The sequence below is a fragment of the Lactiplantibacillus sp. B652 genome (genome assembly GCF_023806745.1).
Classification (GTDB): domain Bacteria; phylum Bacillota; class Bacilli; order Lactobacillales; family Lactobacillaceae; genus Lactiplantibacillus; species Lactiplantibacillus pentosus.
Window position 1 is genome coordinate 225984 of the sequence record NZ_JAMSKY010000001.1, and the last position, 20349, is coordinate 246332.

At 46.3% G+C, this 20349-nt stretch carries 15 protein-coding genes; 6 read left to right on the forward strand and 9 right to left on the reverse strand.

The features are described from left to right. Positions 1–1349: 1349 nt before the first annotated feature. Positions 1350–2168 (forward strand): LysM peptidoglycan-binding domain-containing protein, encoded by an 819-nt coding sequence (locus MZO40_RS00990; RefSeq protein WP_122217654.1) that lies wholly within the window; start codon positions 1350–1352, stop codon positions 2166–2168. Between the two features lie 113 nt (positions 2169–2281). After that, on the forward strand, positions 2282–3013 hold the full coding sequence (locus tag MZO40_RS00995; protein WP_122217655.1) for a CPBP family intramembrane glutamic endopeptidase: 732 nt from the start codon (positions 2282–2284) through the stop codon (positions 3011–3013). 73 nt (positions 3014–3086) lie between these two features. Here the strand turns inward: MZO40_RS00995 and MZO40_RS01000 are convergent, their stop codons facing one another. From MZO40_RS01000 to MZO40_RS01020, 5 genes are all read right to left on the reverse strand, one after another. Then, positions 3087–3746 carry an ABC transporter ATP-binding protein gene (locus MZO40_RS01000; RefSeq protein ID WP_105961164.1) on the reverse strand — a complete coding sequence of 220 codons (660 nt, stop codon included), beginning with the start codon at positions 3744–3746 and terminating at the stop codon, positions 3087–3089. Between the two features lie 11 nt (positions 3747–3757). Continuing rightward, entirely contained in the window at positions 3758–5242 is a 1485-nt protein-coding gene (locus MZO40_RS01005; RefSeq protein WP_050337848.1) for an ABC transporter permease, read from the reverse strand. Between the two features lie 552 nt (positions 5243–5794). Beyond that, positions 5795–7858, reverse strand: a complete 2064-nt coding sequence (locus tag MZO40_RS01010) for a lectin-like domain-containing protein (RefSeq protein ID WP_252133048.1) — start codon at positions 7856–7858, stop codon at positions 5795–5797. Positions 7859–8075: 217 nt separating this feature from the next. Then, positions 8076–8639 (reverse strand): DNA-3-methyladenine glycosylase I, encoded by a 564-nt coding sequence (locus MZO40_RS01015; protein WP_105961162.1) that lies wholly within the window; start codon positions 8637–8639, stop codon positions 8076–8078. Positions 8640–8761: 122 nt separating this feature from the next. Further along, a complete protein-coding gene (locus tag MZO40_RS01020; RefSeq protein ID WP_105961161.1) occupies positions 8762–12889 on the reverse strand; it encodes an MMPL family transporter in 4128 nt (1375 codons plus the stop codon). Between the two features lie 215 nt (positions 12890–13104). On the opposite strand from MZO40_RS01020, the gene MZO40_RS01025 reads away from it, so the two are divergent. After that, the gene (locus MZO40_RS01025) at positions 13105–13644 is read left to right on the forward strand and encodes a TetR/AcrR family transcriptional regulator (RefSeq protein ID WP_152704808.1); all 540 of its coding nucleotides are present in this window, start codon (positions 13105–13107) and stop codon (positions 13642–13644) included. A gap of 256 nt (positions 13645–13900) precedes the next feature. Here the strand turns inward: MZO40_RS01025 and MZO40_RS01030 are convergent, their stop codons facing one another. The 3 genes from MZO40_RS01030 to MZO40_RS01040 form a co-directional block, all read right to left on the reverse strand. Continuing rightward, positions 13901–14593, reverse strand: coding sequence for a GTP pyrophosphokinase family protein (locus MZO40_RS01030; protein ID WP_050337852.1), 693 nt, complete (start codon positions 14591–14593; stop codon positions 13901–13903). Positions 14594–14637: 44 nt separating this feature from the next. Next, positions 14638–14922 (reverse strand): hypothetical protein, encoded by a 285-nt coding sequence (locus MZO40_RS01035; RefSeq protein ID WP_050337853.1) that lies wholly within the window; start codon positions 14920–14922, stop codon positions 14638–14640. Positions 14923–15089: 167 nt separating this feature from the next. Then, positions 15090–16484 carry an FAD-binding oxidoreductase gene (locus tag MZO40_RS01040; protein ID WP_122217657.1) on the reverse strand — a complete coding sequence of 465 codons (1395 nt, stop codon included), beginning with the start codon at positions 16482–16484 and terminating at the stop codon, positions 15090–15092. Positions 16485–16762: 278 nt separating this feature from the next. Here MZO40_RS01040 and MZO40_RS01045 point away from each other — a divergent pair, with 278 nt between their 5' ends. Beyond that, entirely contained in the window at positions 16763–17794 is a 1032-nt protein-coding gene (locus MZO40_RS01045; RefSeq protein ID WP_252133049.1) for an LCP family protein, read from the forward strand. 1238 nt (positions 17795–19032) lie between these two features. Here MZO40_RS01045 and MZO40_RS01050 read toward each other — a convergent pair. Next, on the reverse strand, positions 19033–19290 hold the full coding sequence (locus MZO40_RS01050; protein ID WP_021338208.1) for a hypothetical protein: 258 nt from the start codon (positions 19288–19290) through the stop codon (positions 19033–19035). 225 nt (positions 19291–19515) lie between these two features. Here MZO40_RS01050 and MZO40_RS01055 point away from each other — a divergent pair, with 225 nt between their 5' ends. Further along, positions 19516–19827 carry a hypothetical protein gene (locus tag MZO40_RS01055; protein WP_050337856.1) on the forward strand — a complete coding sequence of 104 codons (312 nt, stop codon included), beginning with the start codon at positions 19516–19518 and terminating at the stop codon, positions 19825–19827. 159 nt (positions 19828–19986) lie between these two features. After that, a complete protein-coding gene (locus MZO40_RS01060) occupies positions 19987–20274 on the forward strand; it encodes a type II toxin-antitoxin system RelB/DinJ family antitoxin (protein ID WP_122217658.1) in 288 nt (95 codons plus the stop codon). Positions 20275–20349: the final 75 nt, after the last annotated feature.

The window sequence follows — 20349 nt, forward strand, 5'->3', positions numbered from 1 at the left end:
AACGCTCTAGCTAGGCTAATCCTCAGTCCCAACCCGTCTGAACCTCACACTCTGAAAAACACTGAGCATTGTCAGAAATACCTTCCAGCCTGGACAGTATTCGAAAGGCAGATGTGTGCAGACTCAACCTTTTAATGGACTAGTCGTTGGTTATTGGTAACCGTCATTTTGATGTTCAACTGTAAGACTGGTTTCTACGAACATCTAAGTTTTCTTATGTTTTGAGGCTACGAACTGTGATCATTACTGCATATTGTCAAAGCATTTTATAGCTGATTAGGATGGAAAAGTCCTGAATCTTAAGCGAATGACAATTCTAGTGTCTAACTTTGAAGACTAGTTTCCGTTAAAACTGACAATAATCTTCAGACCACCTGCCAGCATCTAAATACCATAAAGCACCACTAATACAGATTCAGGGTTTATCCGAAGGTCCATCCTTCCAATATTCAGTGACCAATTTCACCCAGATAAGTGGCTGCTCATCCGCCATTCGAGCGGCTTCCCGTCTGGAGGGGCCGGTTAACAATGCTCAGTAGCCAAATCATTCTATGTCGAAAGCGGTCTTCTTCCGGCTTAGAATAAGACTCGTATTTGAAATTACGCAGTGGGTTTCTGCGTGAGCTCAAATCGGCGTCGGCTTACGTTCCAGCAATTGTCAGCCGGCCCTGAAAGTCGGACCATGGCACGGACCGGCGTGATTTAATCATGGCTCATAACAAATGAACAAGTACAATGCATATAATATAGAAGTTTTAACTCAAAAATCACCATCAATTATTGCCTCTATCCCACTAATACCAAGTTACCAGCCAACTCAAAAAAACGACACAATCAGCTTCAATGATTTATCTTCGCCGGATTTCCCCATCGTTGCGTTAAATCATCCAGTCAATTCAACCCTATTTTTCGTCAGATTTACCCATCATTTTTTAAAATCCAGGTGTCCACTGAACTAAAATTCAGCCCAAAATAGCCCAAATTTTCGACGCCAACTGCCAAATTTTCATAAATCAAGGGGGATTTTCCTGTTTTTTGCGATTAATTTGACTGATTTTCAAGATTAATTCACACGTTTAACCATTGGTATTCTTGATATTACAAGTCGTCAACTCAAGTTGGTAGCGCTATTTTGCATGAAATCCGGCTCAAATATTACAATTCATTACAAAAACGGCCTTATATTACAAGACACCCCTAAAAACGTAATCTTCTGATTATTGCACTGCAACACTCACTAGTTATACTAGTCTCTGTTGATTGGTTGAGACATCAACTGCTCGACCAATAAAAAATGAATCTGTAAATAATCGCACACACGCAAAATTATAGGAGAGTGTATTAATCTTATGAAGATCAAAAACCTTGTATTATCATCAACAGCTGCTTTAGCCTTATTCGCTATTTCAACGACGGTTGCCAACGCTGATACTTATACTGTTAAGGCCGGCGATACTGTTTCAGAAATCGCTTTGGCACACAACACTTCAGTATCAGCCATCGAAAAGGCTAACAAGTTAGCAAATGTTAACTTAATCTTCGTTGGTGATAAGCTGGAAGTCAACGGTTCAACGACCACAACGACTTCTGCTGCTACAAGTGCTGCACCACAATCTGCAACTAGCCAAGCTACTAGTTCTGCAGCCTCAACTGCAACTAGTGCTAGCGCAACCAGTGCTTCTTCACAATCAGTTGCTAGCCAAGCTTCAAGCTCAGCTGCTACTTCTGCTGCCAGCTCATCAGCTACTAACTCTGCTGCTACTAGTTCAACTGCTAGTTCAGCCGCTACTTCAAGCGTTGCTACTAGTGCTGCTTCATCAGCAAGCTCAACTAGTTCTGCTGCAAGCCAAGCTTCAAGTGCCGCTTCAACGACTAGCCAAGCTGCCTCATCAAGCGCCAGCTCAACTTCAACGACTTCAAGCTACACTGGTAGCAACTTGAAGAGCTACGTCTTGAGCCAAATGCAATCACGGACTGGTGTTTCTGCATCAACTTGGAACACGATCATTACGCGTGAATCAGGCTGGAACACCACTGTTAAGAACAGTACTTCTGGTGCCTATGGTTTATTCCAAAACATGCACATCAGCAGTGGTTCTGTTGAAGACCAAGTCAATGCCGCCGTTTCTTTATACAAAGCACAAGGCATGGCTGCTTGGGCTTTATAAGATAACTAAATCAAGCCATCAAAACGTGTCACGAACTATCGTGGCACGTTTTTTCTATGCCTAAATTTCGTAAAAAGGCGTATGCTTAATACCATAAAGGTGGTGTTGAAGACATGCGACAACTCAAAAGCGTCCTAATATTATGGGGTGGCATTCTAGCAAGTATGGGCATCGTCAGCTTGTTCCTGCGAATTTCGCCTTTCAACCAGTTGTCAGCGCTCCTCACCACTGGTCTACAAGAAAGCCTGTTGTTAGGCATTGTCCTCCTGTTCAATGCCGCTTGGTTTCAGCAGCCACTGCACTATCGCAACGTCCCCATCAGCTGGACACAATTCAAACCCGTGCTACCAACGTTACTGGTGACCGCACTCATTGCTAGCCTAGCCTTGTTGTCCACGCGCCAGTGGTCGACCACCTTTGCCGCACTCAGCGTAGCCGTTCTGATCAGTTTATTCGAAGAAACTAGCTTTCGCGGCTTACTCTTTCAACTATGCCGATCGACCTGGGGTGTGCTTCCAGGCGCACTGCTCAGTAGCGTATTCTTTAGTCTGACCCACCTGCTTAATCTCAGTCATCAGACCTTAACTATAACGCTACTACAACTCGCCTTTACTTTCGTCCTTGGCTTATTACTGTGCCTCGTCACGGTCCAAACCAAGTCGTTATTCTGGGCAATTATCATCCATACGGCCAATGATTTTTTCAGTACGATGGCACCCACCATTGAGCTACCGGGCATCACCACTACCGCCCAATTTCAAATTTTTGAAGTCATCATTATTATCATCTTGATTGCTCCGTTATCTATCACGATTCGTGACCAGGTTGATCATCCTCATCACTAATTCGACCAACAAAAAGCCGACGTACCAAGTGATTTTTCAATCACCTGATACGTCGGCTTCTAATTATCTCAACCTAAGTCTCTGAGACAAATTGATGTTTTTCTAAGCGGTACGAGTGGTCGCACGCATCCGCCACGTCCGGTTCATGCGTCACAATAATCACGCATTTCTTCTGTTCGTGAGCGATTTTTTGGAATTGGTCGATCACATATTTCGTGTTCTCTTCATCCAAATTACCAGTCGGTTCATCCGCCACCACTAACTTGGCATCACACACCATCGTCCGTGCAATGGCGACCCGTTGCTGCTGTCCACCGGATAACCGTTGAACATTCTTCTTCATCTGGTCGTCACTAATGCCTAAGCGCCGCAACATCTTCATCGCGTAATCCTTGTCGCCACGGTGTTCCGAATTGGTAATCGCCATTGCCGTCATCAAGTTGTTCAATGGCGACATGTACGTCAACAGGTTGTAGGACTGAAAGACGATGGCCACCTTAGAACGCCGATAGTTGGTCAGGCCGATTTTATTGATGGGCTCGCCGTTCAGTGCAATCTGACCAGCGCGCGGTTTATCCAAACCAGCAAGCAGTGAGAGAAAGGTCGTCTTTCCAGAACCACTTTGGCCAACGATGGCATACGACGTGCCGGATTTAAATTCAAGATTTACGTGTTCAAATAGACTATTTTCTTGGCGGTCATACCAGTAACCAAGATCATTTACTTTTAACATTGCCGCCCCTCCTAATCAATTAAAACTTTCTTCGGCTGTAGTCGTAAAATGCCGCCCGAAGCTAACATAATCGACAGGAACATGATGGCGAGACCAAACCCACCAAGTTCAACCAGATCCATGATCGTGACGTTGATATCGAGGTCCGTGTCAGCCGCTGAACTAGCCGTGCTATTAGCACCACCGCCCATACGACCGCCACCGCTAGGCATGTTACCACTTGGTTTGCTACCACCCGTGTTGCCACTAGGTGCACCGCCGCCACCGCCAGGCTGACCTTGACTCGTCGAACTAGTTGACGTCGTAGCCGTAGTCGTTTGTTGTGAGACTAACTGATCGCCGAGTTTGTTACCGACAAACTTGCCACCGAAGCCAGCTAAGACGACGGAAACAATCAAGACCATCACCATTTCGATGAAGAATTGGCCGACAATCTTCCAGCGACTCTCACCTAATGACAGCAAGACACCGATTTCGTAGCGCCGTTCGCGAATCATCAGAATAACGATCAAAGCTAAGATAATCGTACCGGCAATCGCAACCAGCCAAACGATTTTATCCGCAAATGACTTCACGTTATTCATCGAACTCTTGACCGTCTGATAACTACTATCATCCGTTGCTAATGAATACTTCGACGTGTTGATAATCTTCTTACCAGCCGTCTTGACGCTGCTGACCTTCGCCGGGTTAGAGATTGAGAAGGTTACAGAATCTGCAGTATTCTTGTACTTCGAGCCTTTGACCGTGTTGGCAAAGGTGTATGACGTGTAGACCGTGTTGCTGACATCGGTGCTACCAGGCCCTTGTTGGGTACTTGCACTTGAAGAAGCCTTGTAGATTCCGACGATCTTCATCGTATACGTCTTCTTGTCACCAGTCGTCGCCTTGAGCTTGATCGTATCACCGACGCTCAGGCTGTCTTCCTTAGCCAATTCGCTTTCGATGACCACGTTATTGGTGCCTTCATCACTGGCCGTAATGCCACGACCCTTGGTGATTTTACTTGAGCTACTTTCAAACGTTGAGACACTGCTGGTATTCGTTACCCCAGTAATCGCGATATCGCCGCTACTACTGCTACTCATACCACCCATGCCTTTCATACCGCCACTACTGCTGGACGTTGAAATCGTATCAAAGCCCTTCGCATTGGCAGAAGTTGAAACCGTTGCATTATAACTGGCAACGTTGTTGAGTTTTGCGATCTTCTTGGCATCACTCAACTTAACGGGCGAGGTCGTCAGCTTCGGTCTGCTCGACTTGCTAGTAGACGTGGAACTCCGCATCTTCTTGAATGCGGCCTCCCGGTTAGCAGACAATGTGACGGTCGCACCGACACTCTTCTTGGCATTGCTTGTCGCTGTATCAGCGGCATTCCTAATCAGTAGTCCCGCTAACACAAACAACATTATTGCAGTGGTCACGAGTACTAATAGAATTGAACGGCCCTTTTTCGCCGTTAAGTTAAGCCATGCGCGTTTAAAAAAATTCACGCTTAACCCTCCTTCAGATAAAGTATTAGTATGACAATTGCGTTCACAACTTTTAAAGTACACGTGAAATCCGACTAATTTGTGAACACGATGAGGTTATTTATAGGCTTGTAACCGAAATTTTTATATTCACCTGTACGGGGACTCTAAAGGAGTGGGTGTTCGTGATTGACGCGCTTAAAAACTGGTTCATCGGAGACTCTTTTTCAAGTGCGCATTTTAAATAAATCACGATTCAGAAATGAAAATTCTTGGCGGAGTAGCATACTAATTTATAACTTTTCAATCAAAAAAGTTTTGAAACGAATGGCGTTATTTGGGAATGGCAGTCTCAGGACTTGGGCCTAATCTTCCATCTTCAGACTTGCTCAAAAAAACGCCCCAAGAATGGCTGACCATTCTCAAAGCGTCGTATTTGATATGAGTTATCATCTATTTAAATTTGGAAGCCAGCAACCGAGTTAATGCGGACATTCAGCAAGATTATTGCGTCACACCAGTCGCTCACACCATAAGCCCAATGTCTATTCGGTCTGTGCTAACGACGATTGCTTACTTCCCAGGAACCGCACTCAATGTCCATGTCAACGTGCTCTCGTACTGACCGGGCACCGCGGCGGGATTGGTCTTGATGATCAAGCCGTGCTGGTCTGACCAGTCCTTGGTGACATTGTAATCTTCCCCAGCTTTCGTCTGCGTCTTGACCACCGTTTGGGTCGCATCCGTGACCGATTTGAGTTCTTTACCATCATTATAGTAGAGGTCACCTGCTAGTACTCGGCCCTGCGCCGTCACGAATTTGCTAGCGTGCACGTCAAGGCGCCAGCCAGTATTGCCACCAGTCTCATCCGCGACAATGACTTCTAGATCCTTAGGCCGACTCGTTTGCGCCGCCCCAGTTAATCGCACGGCTTCAAACGTACTCGTCTTGCTGGAAGATTTAATTTTGAGCTCACCATTCAGGACTAGAATCGTCACCGCCACCGCATCTGAGGTCGCATTATCCTGGCTTTTGGCGCGCAGAATCAACTCATTTTCACCCTCGTTCAAGTCTTCGGGATCTAACTCTAACTCCACGTAACCAGGTGCGTCATCAGGGTCTAGCAGGTAGTCTTCCAGTCGTTCGCCATTCAGCTTCAGTTCGACCCGCATGCCGTCATTATCAAAGTCCAAGCCATCATCCAGCTTAACTTGGCCTTTGACGGTTGCGGACGCACCCTTTTTGACTGGCTGACCCGGGTCTACCGACAAACTGACTGCTTTACCGGTCGTAATGGTGAAGTGTGGCGTGGCGGTCGCAATCTCCATCGCCGGGCCAACAAAGTAACTGATATCATCCTGAACCTTCGTATCCTGATTGACGCGCTCAGCTTCCCCGCGCAGTGTGATGTACGCATGCCGATTCTCCTTGGATAAACTCTGGCTCAGCATGTGTTGCAGTCGGTCCTCAGATCGATCGTCATCCGGCAGCTCAATCGTTTCCTCATGCCCATCCTCATAACGGACCGTGGCCGACGAGAATTTCACGTATTCTGGCAGTGGAATATTGGCTTCCACCTTCTCCCAACCATTGTCGCCACTCAAATAACTCAGCACATACTCGTATTCCAAGTCGTCGCCACCATGCACCCAACTGCCCTCATGGACGGGCAACTCTTGGCTCACGTTCGTCACGTTCAATTCAGACTCGATTTCGATCGGTTGTGGCAGTTGCTCAAAAGCCACCAGCGTTCGTGAGTTACTACTGGTCGAAGTGCTGGTCACGCCCCAAGTCAGATTACGGACTTCCTTACCGAACACACTCGTATCGATTTTGACTAACCGCGGCGTATTATTGCCAAAGGTGTATGTCATGACCTTACTCTTCGCTGACCACGATAGCTGGAGGCGATACCACTGCCCATTATTCAGCTTCAACTTTTCCTGTGCGGCTAAGTGGTTTTGTTCAAACCGGTATGAACTGGTCAAACCACCACGCTGCGTATAGGTTTCCGGTGATGCGGGGTAATTAACTGCAACGTGGTTACCATGCATCTTTTCATCAAAGGAGTTCCCGCGTTGATATAAGCCTAAAAAGCCACCATCGTTATTTTTGGTGTCGATTTCAATTGCCCAGCTCTTTTGAATCGCCGTCTTGGCAATCGTTGATGAAGCCGTTTTACGACTATACGTATCCGTCCCGTAGACACCGAGGTTCTCGCCAATCACCCGTTTGGTCCCAAAGCGACTGATGGCAGCCGTCTTGCGTGGGTCATTTTGTAACACGAGGGCCAGGCCTTCCCCAGCACCCCGGTCGCCAAAATTAACGAGCATCGTGATCTTATTATCAACGTTTAAATTAAACCGGTTAACGGGTGTCGACCAAATCGCACCCACTTGGTTATTATCATTATTCAATTCAAAGACGTTCGCCGTATGACCATCGCCCTGGTCAACAGCCAGCTTCGAAGCGGCGTTCTGCTCAAACTTGCCCACTTCAAATAACCCGTCTAAGTTCAATGCCGATTTAGGTAAAGAATCCAACTCATCCGCAGTGGCCGCAACCGTCGACCACCATAATCCCAATATCACGACTAACAGCCCGACCAACAATCCCCAACTCGTTAATTTTCTCACCTTGATACCGCTCCCTAAATTTTGCTGAAACTTGCCGTCTATTTATACGTCGTATCTTAGCAAAGTTCGTTAGTAATTGTCAATTTATTTTTATAGTTATAATAAGTATTTATTTATAAATAGACGCTGATAATCAGTAGTTATTCGGAGCAATTCAAAAAATAATAAAAACCACCCTCGCTCGCGCAATTGCGAATAAGGATGGTTAGTCTCACACTTAGACAGCTTCATTTTCTGGTGCACACGGGCAGTCACGGACATGGTCGTTGATGATACCGACTGCCTGCAAATAAGAATAAATTGTCGTCGGGCCAACGAATTTAAAGCCGCGTTGTTTCATTTGCTTAGAGATTTGGCGAGCCAAGTCATTCGTGGCGGGAACGTCATTAATTGAGGCCCACGCTTGCCGAATCGGTTGACCATCAACGAACGACCATAACCAGGTTGCAAAGTCTGAGCCCGCGGGCCAATTGGCGATGACGCGTGCGTTGTTCAGTGTTGCCATCAGTTTTTGCCGGTGACGAATGATCCGTGCATCCTGCAGCAGTCGCTCCACATCCGCAGTCGTCATCTTAGCAACGGTCGCAATATCGTAATTAGCGAAGTCTTCATTGAAGGCCGCACGTTTATTCAAGACCGTTTGCCAGCTTAGGCCCGCCTGATACGTCTCTAGGCACAGCAATTCAAACAACCGCTGCGGGTCATGCTGGGGACGGCCCCACTCATTGTCATGATACGCTTGCATGACTGACGACGAATTCGCCCACGCACATCGTTCCATCTACCCATCTCCTCATTACAAAACAAAACAAAAATACAAAATACAAAATACAAAACGCCGCCCAACACAACGGTTGGACGGCGCCAGTTGGTTATACTTTATTATCGCATAACTTATCGATTTTAGTGACGGTTCCGCTTCGTTTGCTTTTCAGCATCGGATTCGTCTTCCATGCGATCGGTCAACGGGTAAGTTAATCGAATCAAACTTGGAATAATCGTTGGGATGGCGAATACCAGGATAATCAACCCAATGATAACGACCATCGCCACTTGAATCAACGTCAAGACACCGGATGGCATCAAGGCGGCAAATGTCCCACTCAGAATCAGGGCAGCGGATAAGACCACGGCACCGATTACGGCAGAAGCTCTGACGATTCGAGTGCTTGGTGTAGCGGCCGAATTATCAAATTCACGATATTTCATCATCAGGAAGATACTGTAGTCGACCCCAAGGGCAATCAACATGATGAACCCGAAGAATGGTGTGTTCCAAGTCAACATGTCTTGACCCATGAACCAACTACTCAACATCCGCGTGATACTCAAGGACATAATGTAAGCCAATAACAAAGTCCCTAAGATGTAGAACGGTTGTAATACGGAACGCGTGATGACCATCAAGGCAATCAGGATTCCGACTAACATGATCGCTGCCGTCCGAATAAAGTCACTAGAAGCAATTGATTGGGTATCGTTGGTTTCAGATGTTTGACCACCAATGGCAATCGTTGCACCGTCTAACGCAGTCCCCTTCAAGCTATTTTCAGCTTGTTTTTGAATTGCCGTTACCTTATTCATCGCTGACTTCGAACTTGGATTTTCATTCAAGACGATCGTCATCTTCGTGGCATGGTTATTGCCAGACATATAAGCCTTCAAAGCAGACTTGTAAGTCTTGCCCTTCAAGGTACTCTTTGGCACGTAGTACGTCTTCGCAGCCGCAGAATCCTTCAAACCAGTCAAGTAACTATTAGCTGAGCCAACACCCTTATTGATCGTCTTGGTCCCATCACTGGCAGTCTTCAAACCGTCTTGGAGGGTCTTCATCTGACCAACTAAGCTTTGAATGCTGGTGTACATCTGTTCGTTACCTGAGGCAACTTGGGAGGCACCGCTGTTAAGTGTAGCCGAATTTGCGACTAACTTGTTCGTCCCATTATCCAATGCGCTGATTGCACTAACCAAGGTTGGTACTTGACCTTTCAAGGTTGTCAAACCAGATGTTACTTGGGATGAACCAGAAGCTACTTGAGTTGCACCGGATGCTAACTGATTTGCACCTGAAACTAACGCAGCAGAATTATTATTAAGCTTATTAGTCCCGGCATCTAACGCACTAATTGCACTAGTAAGCGTTGGAATTTGACCTTGCAATGAACCTAAACCACTAGAAAGTTGATTTGCACCAGTTGAAGCACTGCTTACACCAGTATTGAGTTTAGATGCACCTGCAGATGCTGTCGCTACTCCAGCCGTATATTGATTCAACTTACTTGCAAGGGTCTCGGCCCCAGTCTGAAGCTGGGACAAGTTAGCGGTAATCTCTGAAGAACCACTAGACAATTCTGAAACGGCACTTTCCATCGTTTTCAGCTTTGCTGCTGATGCAGAAATCTGTTCAATGGCTTGTAACGAAGCATCGTTTCCTTGAATAGCGGCGGAAGCAACTTGCTTAACACTTGCTAAATTGTCCAGATTATCACTCAAATTATTCAGAGACTCAGTCGCACTCTTTAATGCCGTCAATCTCTGTTGCATATCGGACAATGCTGTCAGACCATCACTCGCCGTTACGGTACCGGCTTTAGTTGTCGCAGTTGAACTCGTATTAGCGTTCGAGCTATTCTGAGCATTCACCTCAGATGTAACTGCTGAACTAATCGCAGCCTTTTGTTCCGAGGTTGCAGATGATCCGGCCGCAGCCAATGCAGCAGAAGCAACTGAATTGGCATTAACCGTAGCCGTCGTTGAACTTGAAGCAGCATCTCGACTTGCCGCGCTTGATAAGGCTTTCTGCATGGTACCCATATCTTCTGTCATTTTGTCTGATGATTCACTAAATAGGGTGGCCGCCTTATTCACGCTAGCGATATTAGATGTAACACTATCTGAACTGGTTACTAACTTCTGTAAATTCGTATTGATCGTATTTAAGTTAGAAGTTAAAGTTTCCAATTTACTTGTATCAATAGAGTTGCCACTCACTGACTTTTCTAAGGCTGCGAGGTTTTCAGACAGACTTGCAGAACCCTGTTGTAATTTTGCAATTGACGCTGTTAACTGACCCGTCCCGCTTGAAATGGAGGATTTCTTATCATTCAGTTCTGATAATCCATTGGACAACGTTTGGGTTCCTGAGAACACAGTGGTTAATCCGCTAGATAGTGAGTTCGCCCCAGTAGCTAATTTATTTACACCACTGGATAATGTGCCGGTCTTACTATTCAACTGATTAAGGCCACTATTGACGGTATAAACACCATTCGTATAGGTTATCAGACTAGAAGCCAAGGTTGAGTTACCGGATGCAACGGTATTAGCACCACTCGTAACCTGACCAGACCCACTAACCAGCTTATTAACCCCACTAGAGAGCGTGCCAGTCTTACTATTCAATTGGTTCAAGCCATTATTGACCGTGTAAACACCATCGGTATAGGAAACGACGCCGCTAGCGACTTCATCCGCCCCATCCGCCAACTTCTTAGCTGACTTAGCGCTATCAGACATATTCGCGCTCTTCAGCTTGCTGTTGGCGCTGTCCAAGCCACTGCCAATCTTGGTTAGGCCTTTGCCGGCACTCTTCATACCGCTAGTGACCGTGCCTAATTGATCGTTGACGTACAATTGACTCACTTCTGAGCCACCTGGTTGGGTGACTGAAGCGACCGTTTTGACCCCTTTGACCTTTTGGAGCTGCTTAGTCAAACTGTCGATGAGCTTCAAATCTTTTTCATTATTTAAAGCATGGTCAGTCTTGATATACAGCGTTGATGGTTCGGCCGTCCCCTTGGAGAAGTGGTCCTGGACGACTTTGAAACCTTTCTTCGCTGGAATCGAATCGTTCAATTCGGCTAACGTATCATAGTTCAATTGATTGTTGTAAGTCAGGATGAATGGTAATGAGACCCCTAACACAACGACCAACGCGATGATTGGGTAGCGCACGGATGAAGCAGCGATACCGTGCCACATCTTACTCGTACTCCCACCCGCAAACTTCTTGGTCGGCCAGAACAACCGTGGTCCTAACAAAGCCATGAAGAATGGGTTCAAGGTTAACAAGACCAGCAGTAAGATGGCAACGGCAATCGCAACACCGACCGCTGACTTGTAGATTGAGAAGTTAGCGAGCCCTAGGGCACTAAACCCAATCAGTAGTGACGACCCACTGTAAAGGATCGTTCGTCCGGCAATCTTTAACGCGCGCCCAGTCGCGGCGACCGGACTATCGCCATGACTGAGTTCTTCTTTGAATTGATCGAACATTAAAATGTTGTAGTCGGTCCCAATCCCGAACAGCACCACGACCATGAAGACTTGGGTGAAGTTCGACAATGGAAAGTTAAATTTATCAACTAAGTTCATCACAACGCTCAGCGAAATGATGAATGAGACCCCGACTGACAACAGCGAAACTAATGGTGTAATCGGTGACCGGAAGACCAAGGTCAACACAATGAAGATGAAGATAACGGTAATAATTTCCGTTTTCTGGATCCCGGCTTCCGTCTCTTGAGTGAAGTCATCATTTAAGATGTCACTCCCTGTCACGTACGTCTTGACACCAGCGGTCTTGGCGCCGTCAGTAATATTCTTCGTCATATTCGCGACAGTTTGCTTTTTACCAACCATTAATTGTAACAATTCGGTTGATTTATCCTTCGAAATCAATTGCTTCTTAGCAGCGGCATTATCGCTGGCTGCCGTCATTGATTTCACGTGATACTTCGATTTCTGATCTTTGAAGTGTTTAATCGTCCCATCGATTGCCTGCTTCTGATCAGCGGTTAATGGTGAATCACCATTATTGAAGACCACGACCACTTGGCGCGTATTATTCTGATTGCGCCCCCAGTGATTTTGGATAACCTGTGCAACTTGACTCTTCGCACTACTTGGTAGCTTGGTCTGACCCTTGTCGCGGACCAGACTGCTGATATTTGGCAAGAAGATGATGGCCGCTACCATCACGACTAGCCAGATAATCGCTTGAATTGTAAAGCGTCTACGGCTCCCTTTCACTCTGTATCCCTTCCCTTAACTCAGATTCTTAAAACGACATCGTGACATTTAATCAACAATGTGTTTAAATAATAACAACATGTTAAATGAAAACCGTTGTAATTTCAACCAACAATTTTCATAAAATCGTCATTAAATAAACAAATAAACAGCGTACTGTTCAAATAATGGGGTGAACTTCAGTGGTAGGCACTAAAAACAACCGACGTTCGCAAATGACCGAACGTTTAATTCAAGATAGCTTAATCAATCTGCTCCAGCAGCAATCACTCGATGAGATTACGGTGACTGCGGTCTGTAAAGCAGCCGACATCAACCGGGGGACCTTCTATGCGCATTATGAAGATGTCAAAGATTGCATGAAGAAGATGGAACAAGACGCCACCGAGGAATTACTGGCGGTGATCGATGAACATCTCAATCCCGACTCACTACAAGCCATTCTGACGGGAATCTTCGAAGTCGTTAAAAAACGGCATGCCGTGACTTCCTTCATCTTAACGACTGACCAAGACTTCCTGATGAGCTTCATGGCAACTACGAAACGCGAAATCTTGGCGCACAATCAAGCCGAAATCGCCGGCATCGGTAACCGTGAAAAGGAATACATGTTTGAGTATTACATCAACGGCATCATCGGCGTTGTCCGTTACTGGCTAAAGACTGGTCTACATGAGACGCCAAAAGAACTCGCCCGGTTCATCAATGACTGGTGGTACCGGGGCAAGCCCATCAATAACCTCACGGAACACTAACTTCGACGGGGTCCACTGGCTCGCTAGTTAAATAAACTAACTGATGTGTCACTATATTAAATTAATTATTGTTTCAATACCTTGATATTTATCTGACATATTTAAAGTAACATGGACCCCACCAATCCGAAAGCAATCTAACTTACAAATTTTAAAGCCATGATTAGCATACTAATCACCGCACCTGACCACCTTGACCGCCGTCAAGTGCGCAAAAAATCCCTAGCCATTTTTCAACAAAATGACTAGGGATTTTTCAGACTTCCTTTGGAGGGGTCTTCGGTTGATACATCCGACGTTTGATCTCATCCATTTCTTGATCCAGCTCAGTAATTAGCTGCGCCTTCTTCGTCAATGAGGCTCGTAAATCGGCCTGATGTGGGACGTTCTTTTTATAATTTAATTCATGTTCCAACGACGCCCAGAAGTTCATCGCAATCGTCCGGACTTGCAATTCGACCTCGACAATACTTGGGCCATCGACCGTATAGACGGGAACGCCCAGAATCAAATGCAAACTTTGATAGCCGTTTGCTTTCGGATGGTGGATATAATCCTTCACCCGTAAGACTTTAATATCTGCCTGGGTTGCCAACAAATCTTCGACCGTTTTCACATCGCTCAAGAAGCGCACAATCAGCCGAATACCGGCAATGTCATGTAAATTGTTAAAGACCGCGTTCAATGTCAGCGGCAAGTGTTTGCGTTGCATCTTGCCGACGATGCTTTCCGGCGACTTGATTCGGGACTGCTTGCTGTCAATCAAGGCATAGCCGTAACGCAGCTCATATTCACGACTAATATAATCTAACTTATCTAAAACGAGCTTCATCGCCACTTCATACCGTAACGAATAAGCTTTCAACTGATCAACAGCTTGCAAAAGTTCCGGGGGTGCTGGCAGAAGCTGGTCATTATCCGCACTTGCTTGGGATTTTGTTGTGCTCAATCAATATCGCTCCAATATAAGACTCTATTCTCTCTCGATCCTGCTTAGCGGATGGTCACAGTCCACTCACGCGCAATCTGGTCATAGGCAATCTGATAATCGTCTTCACCAACTTGGTAAGCCAATTGCCCATCTACGTCCTTAAAGTCACTCGGAATGAGGCCGTGCCCTTCCAATACGTTCAAGTGGCCAACGACCATTCGATCCGCTAAGAAATTTTCAAACCGCTGCCAAAAATTTTGGAAACTCGCAAAATCATGCACGTCAAAAATCTCATTACGTAACACTTCAGCATTAAATTCTAGCCGAATCCGTACACTTTTCAGCATCAATTGGGGCCTCCTTTATTCCGGTTAACCCACAAGGCACCGCCATTTCAGTGATGCTGTAACCAACCTTTTACGTGGGACTACTTCAATAATAAGACAATCGTAGCACCCAACGCAATGCTTGATTGATGCCATCCGCAATTCTTAAACACAACTTTAGGTCCGACTTAATTGATTTTACGTTTTGGATTCAAGAGGTTCATCGGGTCAAACAGCGCTTTGATCTGGTGCTGCAGCATATCCACGTCCTCGCCTAATTCGGCATTGTTCCACTGATTCTTCAACATGCCAACCGCATGTTCACCCGAAATCGTGCCACCAAGTGCTAAGGTCTTCTTGAACATTTCCTGTAACGCGATGACGACTTTTTCTGGGACCTGCTTCTCCGACGTTGGCCAAACGAGGGTCGGATGAACGTTACCATCACCCGCGTGACCAGCCGTATAAATCTCAACGTCTAGGCGCTGGGCTAAATCTTGAATATAGTCCATCAGCGGTGCCAATTGTGATAACGGCACTGCCATATCTTCCATAATATGGTTCTGACCCGCAAAAACGGCTGGTAGCATGTCGCGCCGTAACTGTTCGAGTTCGGCCTGCTGCTTAGGTTCAGTCGTAATCGTAGCGTTGCTAGCGTGTTGTTCAGCCAATAATTTCTGGACGACAGCCATGCTAGCTTGGCCACCATTATCGAGTTTGAAAATCAACATCGCAGCACTATCCTTAGCATAATGCGTCTTCTCATAGCGGTCCAGTGCGGCCACCGTATTGCCGTCGAGCGCTTCTAGCATCGTCGGGTAAACCCCTGAGATGCGAATCGCCGTCACCGCTTTGGCCAGCGCCGTCATGTTGTCAAAGAAGGCCACGCCCATCACGGGAGTCCCTAATGGAATCGGCAATAATTTGACCGTCACTTCCGTAATGATCCCCAGCGTCCCCTCTGAACCAATCATCAGCTGAGTCAAATCATAGCCAAATGCTTGTTTGAGTGTCCGACCACCGAGCTTGATTTCACGGCCGTCAGCCAGTACGACCTTCACACCTAACACGTTATCCTTGGTAGCGCCGTACTTGACGGTACTCATACCACCCGCATTGGTCGCCACGTTACCGCCAATCCCAGAGATTGGTTTGGAGCCTGGATCAGGTGCGTAAAACATGCCCTGTTTGCGCGCTTCTTGGTCTAAATCACCATTAATAACGCCGGGTTGTACGACCGCCACTGAATCGGCCTTACTGATTTCGATGATACGATTCATCTTGGCTGTTGACAGAATCACACTCCCAGTCAGGCCATCGGCACCAATCACCGTACTAGTCGTCTGGTCTTGCGGAATCACGGGCAAATGATATTTGCGGGCGACGCGGAGCACACCTTGGATATCCTGCGTGGAATGGGCTTCCACATAGGCCAGTGCCAGCCCACTATCGTCATCCGTTAACCGGGGACTAAAGGAATACTTCGTCAGTGTTGCCTGATCGGTGAACACTTGACCATCCGTCACTTGGGCGGTCAAATCCGCTAATACTTCTTCATCTGAAAACGCGCGAAAGACTGTCAAAATACAAGACCTCACTTTATTTATTTAAGCTCAATGTCAGTATAAGCCAAGAATCCGTTTTCGACATTAATACTGTCCGCAAGACAACCGCCCGTCTATTCGCACAGTTTCCAATCCAATACTTTTACGTGGTATCTATTTTTTGAATTGCGTACACTCAAAATAAGTATTTTCCGGCGGCGTTTGAACCGGGTATGCTAGTGATTGTGAATCATTGCAAACGGGTCGTTAATACGGGGAATTAGCCTTAACGACCTTCATTAAGGGAGGATTTGAACATGCGGCATTCAGCATCTTCAAAATTACGGCCGGTGCTCATCACGGTCGGCATTATCATTGTCATCATCGCCATTGCACTGGGCGTTATTATTCGCCAGGCGCAGGCCCGCTACCAGTCGACCATCTACACGGGTAGCAGTAATACCAAAGTCAATCCGACAAAGCCCCTCAGCATCTTGTTGCTCGGGGTCGATACTGGGGCGGACGGGCGCATCGACAAGGGCAATTCGGATACGATCATGGTCGTCACGATCAACCCCAAGACGAAAAAGACCGTCATTACGAGTATCCCCCGCGATACGCTCGCTGAGATGGTCGGTGACCAAGACACCAACGTGCAAAAACTCAATGCCGCTTATAACATTGGCGGTTCCAAAATGGCGAAAGCCAGCGTCAGCCAACTGCTCAACGTTCCCATCAACTACTACGCTACCATTAATATGGGCGGCCTCAAGCAAATCGTGAATGCGGTCGGTGGCGTGACAATTACCAGTCCCCTCAACGTCTCGTTCGACTACGTGACCGTCACGAAGGGTGAGCACCATTTGAACGGTACTCAGGCCCTGGCCTATACGCGGATGCGTTACCAAGACCCGCGGGGTGATTATGGCCGACAGCTCCGCCAACAACAGGTCATGCGCGCTGTCCTAGCCAAGCTCGCGCAGACCAAGACTTATAGCCGCTATGATCAATTGCTCACGTCGCTCAAAGGCAACTTGCAAACAGACTTGAGCTTTGACGACTTGGTCGGCCTGGCCACCCACGACCGCGCGAACATGAAGCACATCCAATCCACACAGGTCGTTGGGCTGCCCGCCTGGATCAATACTAGTTCCTATCAGATTTTGACGACTAAGACGTTACAACAAACATCGAATCGCTTACGGACCCAATTAGGACTGAACACGCAGACTCTCAGCAATATGGAGACCAAGTTAAATGCCGCTAACACGGTATATGACGGTAAAACCAATCTCAACTACGATACGCAAGGGCTAGATAAGATCACCTATACTGACAATACAAAGTAACCCTGATTCAAAAAACGGATGGCAGCTCGAAGTCGTGTGCTTCGAACTGCCATCCGTTTTCTAGTGCAATCAGCTGTTAAAATTCTTCATTGAAGTAAGAAACAAGACGTTAGAACTGATTATTAGAATCAGTCGCCGATATAGTAACATATATATTTACGCGGTGTGTCAGTTATTATTTAACATTAAAGATGATCGGACCCTGCTATTTCCAAGTTCAAAAGGCTGCCAGCTGGGAACAGTGCGAGTTTGCGTAAACCTGCTGTTGTAGAGACGTCCTAGTCCGGCTTCCAGGTATTTCTGACAACGCTGGAACGCGATGGACACAGATTTAAGCCGACAACCCACGTCTTAAATACTGGTCTTTCACTAACCAAGCAAAAGATGCTTGTTAAGTGAAATTTCATCGCTGAGCATTGTCAGAAACACCTTCCAGCCTGGATGGTATTCGAAAGGCAGACGCGTGCGAACTCAACTTTTTCTTAGATTAGTCGTTGATTCATAGTCCAAGGTCATTTTGACATTCAACTGTCAGACTAGTTTCTAATGATAGCTAAGCTTCCTAACTCATGTTTTAACTTTTCAAATCAGCAGTTTCACTGAATTTGTCAGAACTTTCCCTAATCGTTTGAGATAGCAAAGCCTCAAATTATAAACGAAGGTAATTTATCAACTAAATTCAAGACTAATGTCCGTTGAATCTTGCGAAGAAAATTCAACTGATTTTTTTAGTGATTAAGTGTGATAAAGCATTATTGAGGCCAATTAAAAGTTTGCCTGAAGGACCAGTCCTTAATATTCAGTGGTCAGTTGTACCCAGATAGGTGGCCGTTCATCTGCCATTCGAGCGGGTTCCCGACTGTAGGGGTTGGCTGACAATGCTCAAGGGCGAAATTCTTCTTGTCCGGGTGGGGTTCCCCGGCTAGAAGAAGACTCGTATTTGAAATTGCGTAGCGGGCTTCTGCGTGAGTTCAAATCGATGTCCGCCCTGTTCCAGCGTTGTCAGCCGGCCCCGGAAGTCGGACTAGGGCGCGCATCGGCTGACGAACAGGACGCCAACTTGTCATGATTGAACCATTGAATCATGACAAATTAACTAGCACAATGCGTATATATTTAGTAACATTGACAACTTTCACGATTTACTTTACATGTCACAAAATTATGATAGCGCGGTTATTGAACACAACGACCGTGCTGGTCATGCCAATAACGCCCCAGTCACAATCCCGACTCGTTTAGCTGACCCAATCTGCCAATTGTGTGACCAAGCCACCGGTATCATCATTGAATTCGTATTGCACGTCGCCACGAGCAGCGACCGCCCGATGCTGACTGACCCGCAAATCACTCAGCCGAAAGGTCAATTCCAGTGGTTTGAAATTTTGAACCGAGCGAATCCAGATATAGCCTGCTAACCGTTGTGCTTGCACGAAAAAATAACGCTCAGTGGTCGTCGTTAAATCAACTTGTTTTAAAATCCCCGTCTCCATCATCGCTGCACTCCCTTCATCTATTTTTCACCATTAAATATAAGCGCTGAAACGCGTTTCAGGTCAAGGGGTCACACTTATTTATTTTTAATTGAAACTTCAAATATTACATTTTAATAACACTAAGTAAAAAAGCTAGTCAAATTAGTCAAACGGTTGTACTATAATTGATGACATTTACTGATTAATATTAAACAATTGAAACCATCATAAAGGAGCATCCTGACCATGAGCCAGCTCGACACACTGCATCCCCAAGCCTACTGCTACTACATTGAATTAACGGGTAACGAACGCCCGGAATTACTCACCTCATTAACTGCTAGTGAACAGGCCCTCGGAGAATGGGAGCGTGTCCATGCCGCTAAGCTCCCGACTTGGCGATTATGGACGAACGCTAACGCGGACACGATTCGCTACACCGTCGCCCACGTCATCGCCCGTAGCGCTTTGCCACAAAACGCCTACTGGTTACTGCAATATAAAGGCGCTGATCATGGTCATCCGCGGATGCTGCACCCGCAGTTTCATACGCGGTGAGCTTTATTAATTCGCTATGACGTTGCTATCTGAGGTGTTAGTTGGCTTGCTGTTCGTCAGCAAAAAACTTGCTAGTCCGACCGGATCTTCAGGCAAACTTTGAATCTGTAAAATTCGTCAGTATGGTATTTCTAACATTTTAGAAACGGAAGGTGCACGATGACGACGAGAACTGATACCAATAAAACCCAGTTGCGTGTCTCTGTAGCGACAGCTGACTATGATACGGCTAACCAGTTATTTCACGAGCTCGGTATGGATATGACCACAGCAATCAATCTCTTCCTGAAACAAAGTATTGCGGTAAACGGATTACCTTTTCGACCACATCTAATCACCGACACTGACAAGGCCATTCGTGAAGCCTATAGCGACCAAGTTCAGCACTTTAATAATGAGGCTGACTGGCAAAGTAGTGTCCATCATGAACTTAACAAGTCTGACTAATTCAAGACCAGCCTGTGCCATGACTTGAAGCATGTCATAATATCTGCAATCTTATAGACACGTTACACAAAATCA

What these genes read in the sequence shown, in the direction of transcription:
- MZO40_RS01015 (WP_105961162.1), bottom strand. Translation starts at nt 8,639, where the DNA reads ATGGAACGATGTGCGTGGGCGAATTCGTCGTCAGTCATGCAAGCGTAT.
- MZO40_RS01050 (WP_021338208.1), bottom strand. Translation starts at nt 19,290, where the DNA reads ATGATGGAGACGGGGATTTTAAAACAAGTTGATTTAACGACGACCACT.
- MZO40_RS00995 (WP_122217655.1), top strand. Translation starts at nt 2,282, where the DNA reads ATGCGACAACTCAAAAGCGTCCTAATATTATGGGGTGGCATTCTAGCA.
- MZO40_RS01025 (WP_152704808.1), top strand. Translation starts at nt 13,105, where the DNA reads ATGACCGAACGTTTAATTCAAGATAGCTTAATCAATCTGCTCCAGCAG.
- MZO40_RS01055 (WP_050337856.1), top strand. Translation starts at nt 19,516, where the DNA reads ATGAGCCAGCTCGACACACTGCATCCCCAAGCCTACTGCTACTACATT.
- MZO40_RS01045 (WP_252133049.1), top strand. Translation starts at nt 16,763, where the DNA reads ATGCGGCATTCAGCATCTTCAAAATTACGGCCGGTGCTCATCACGGTC.
- MZO40_RS01000 (WP_105961164.1), bottom strand. Translation starts at nt 3,746, where the DNA reads ATGTTAAAAGTAAATGATCTTGGTTACTGGTATGACCGCCAAGAAAAT.
- MZO40_RS00990 (WP_122217654.1), top strand. Translation starts at nt 1,350, where the DNA reads ATGAAGATCAAAAACCTTGTATTATCATCAACAGCTGCTTTAGCCTTA.
- MZO40_RS01035 (WP_050337853.1), bottom strand. Translation starts at nt 14,922, where the DNA reads ATGCTGAAAAGTGTACGGATTCGGCTAGAATTTAATGCTGAAGTGTTA.
- MZO40_RS01060 (WP_122217658.1), top strand. Translation starts at nt 19,987, where the DNA reads ATGACGACGAGAACTGATACCAATAAAACCCAGTTGCGTGTCTCTGTA.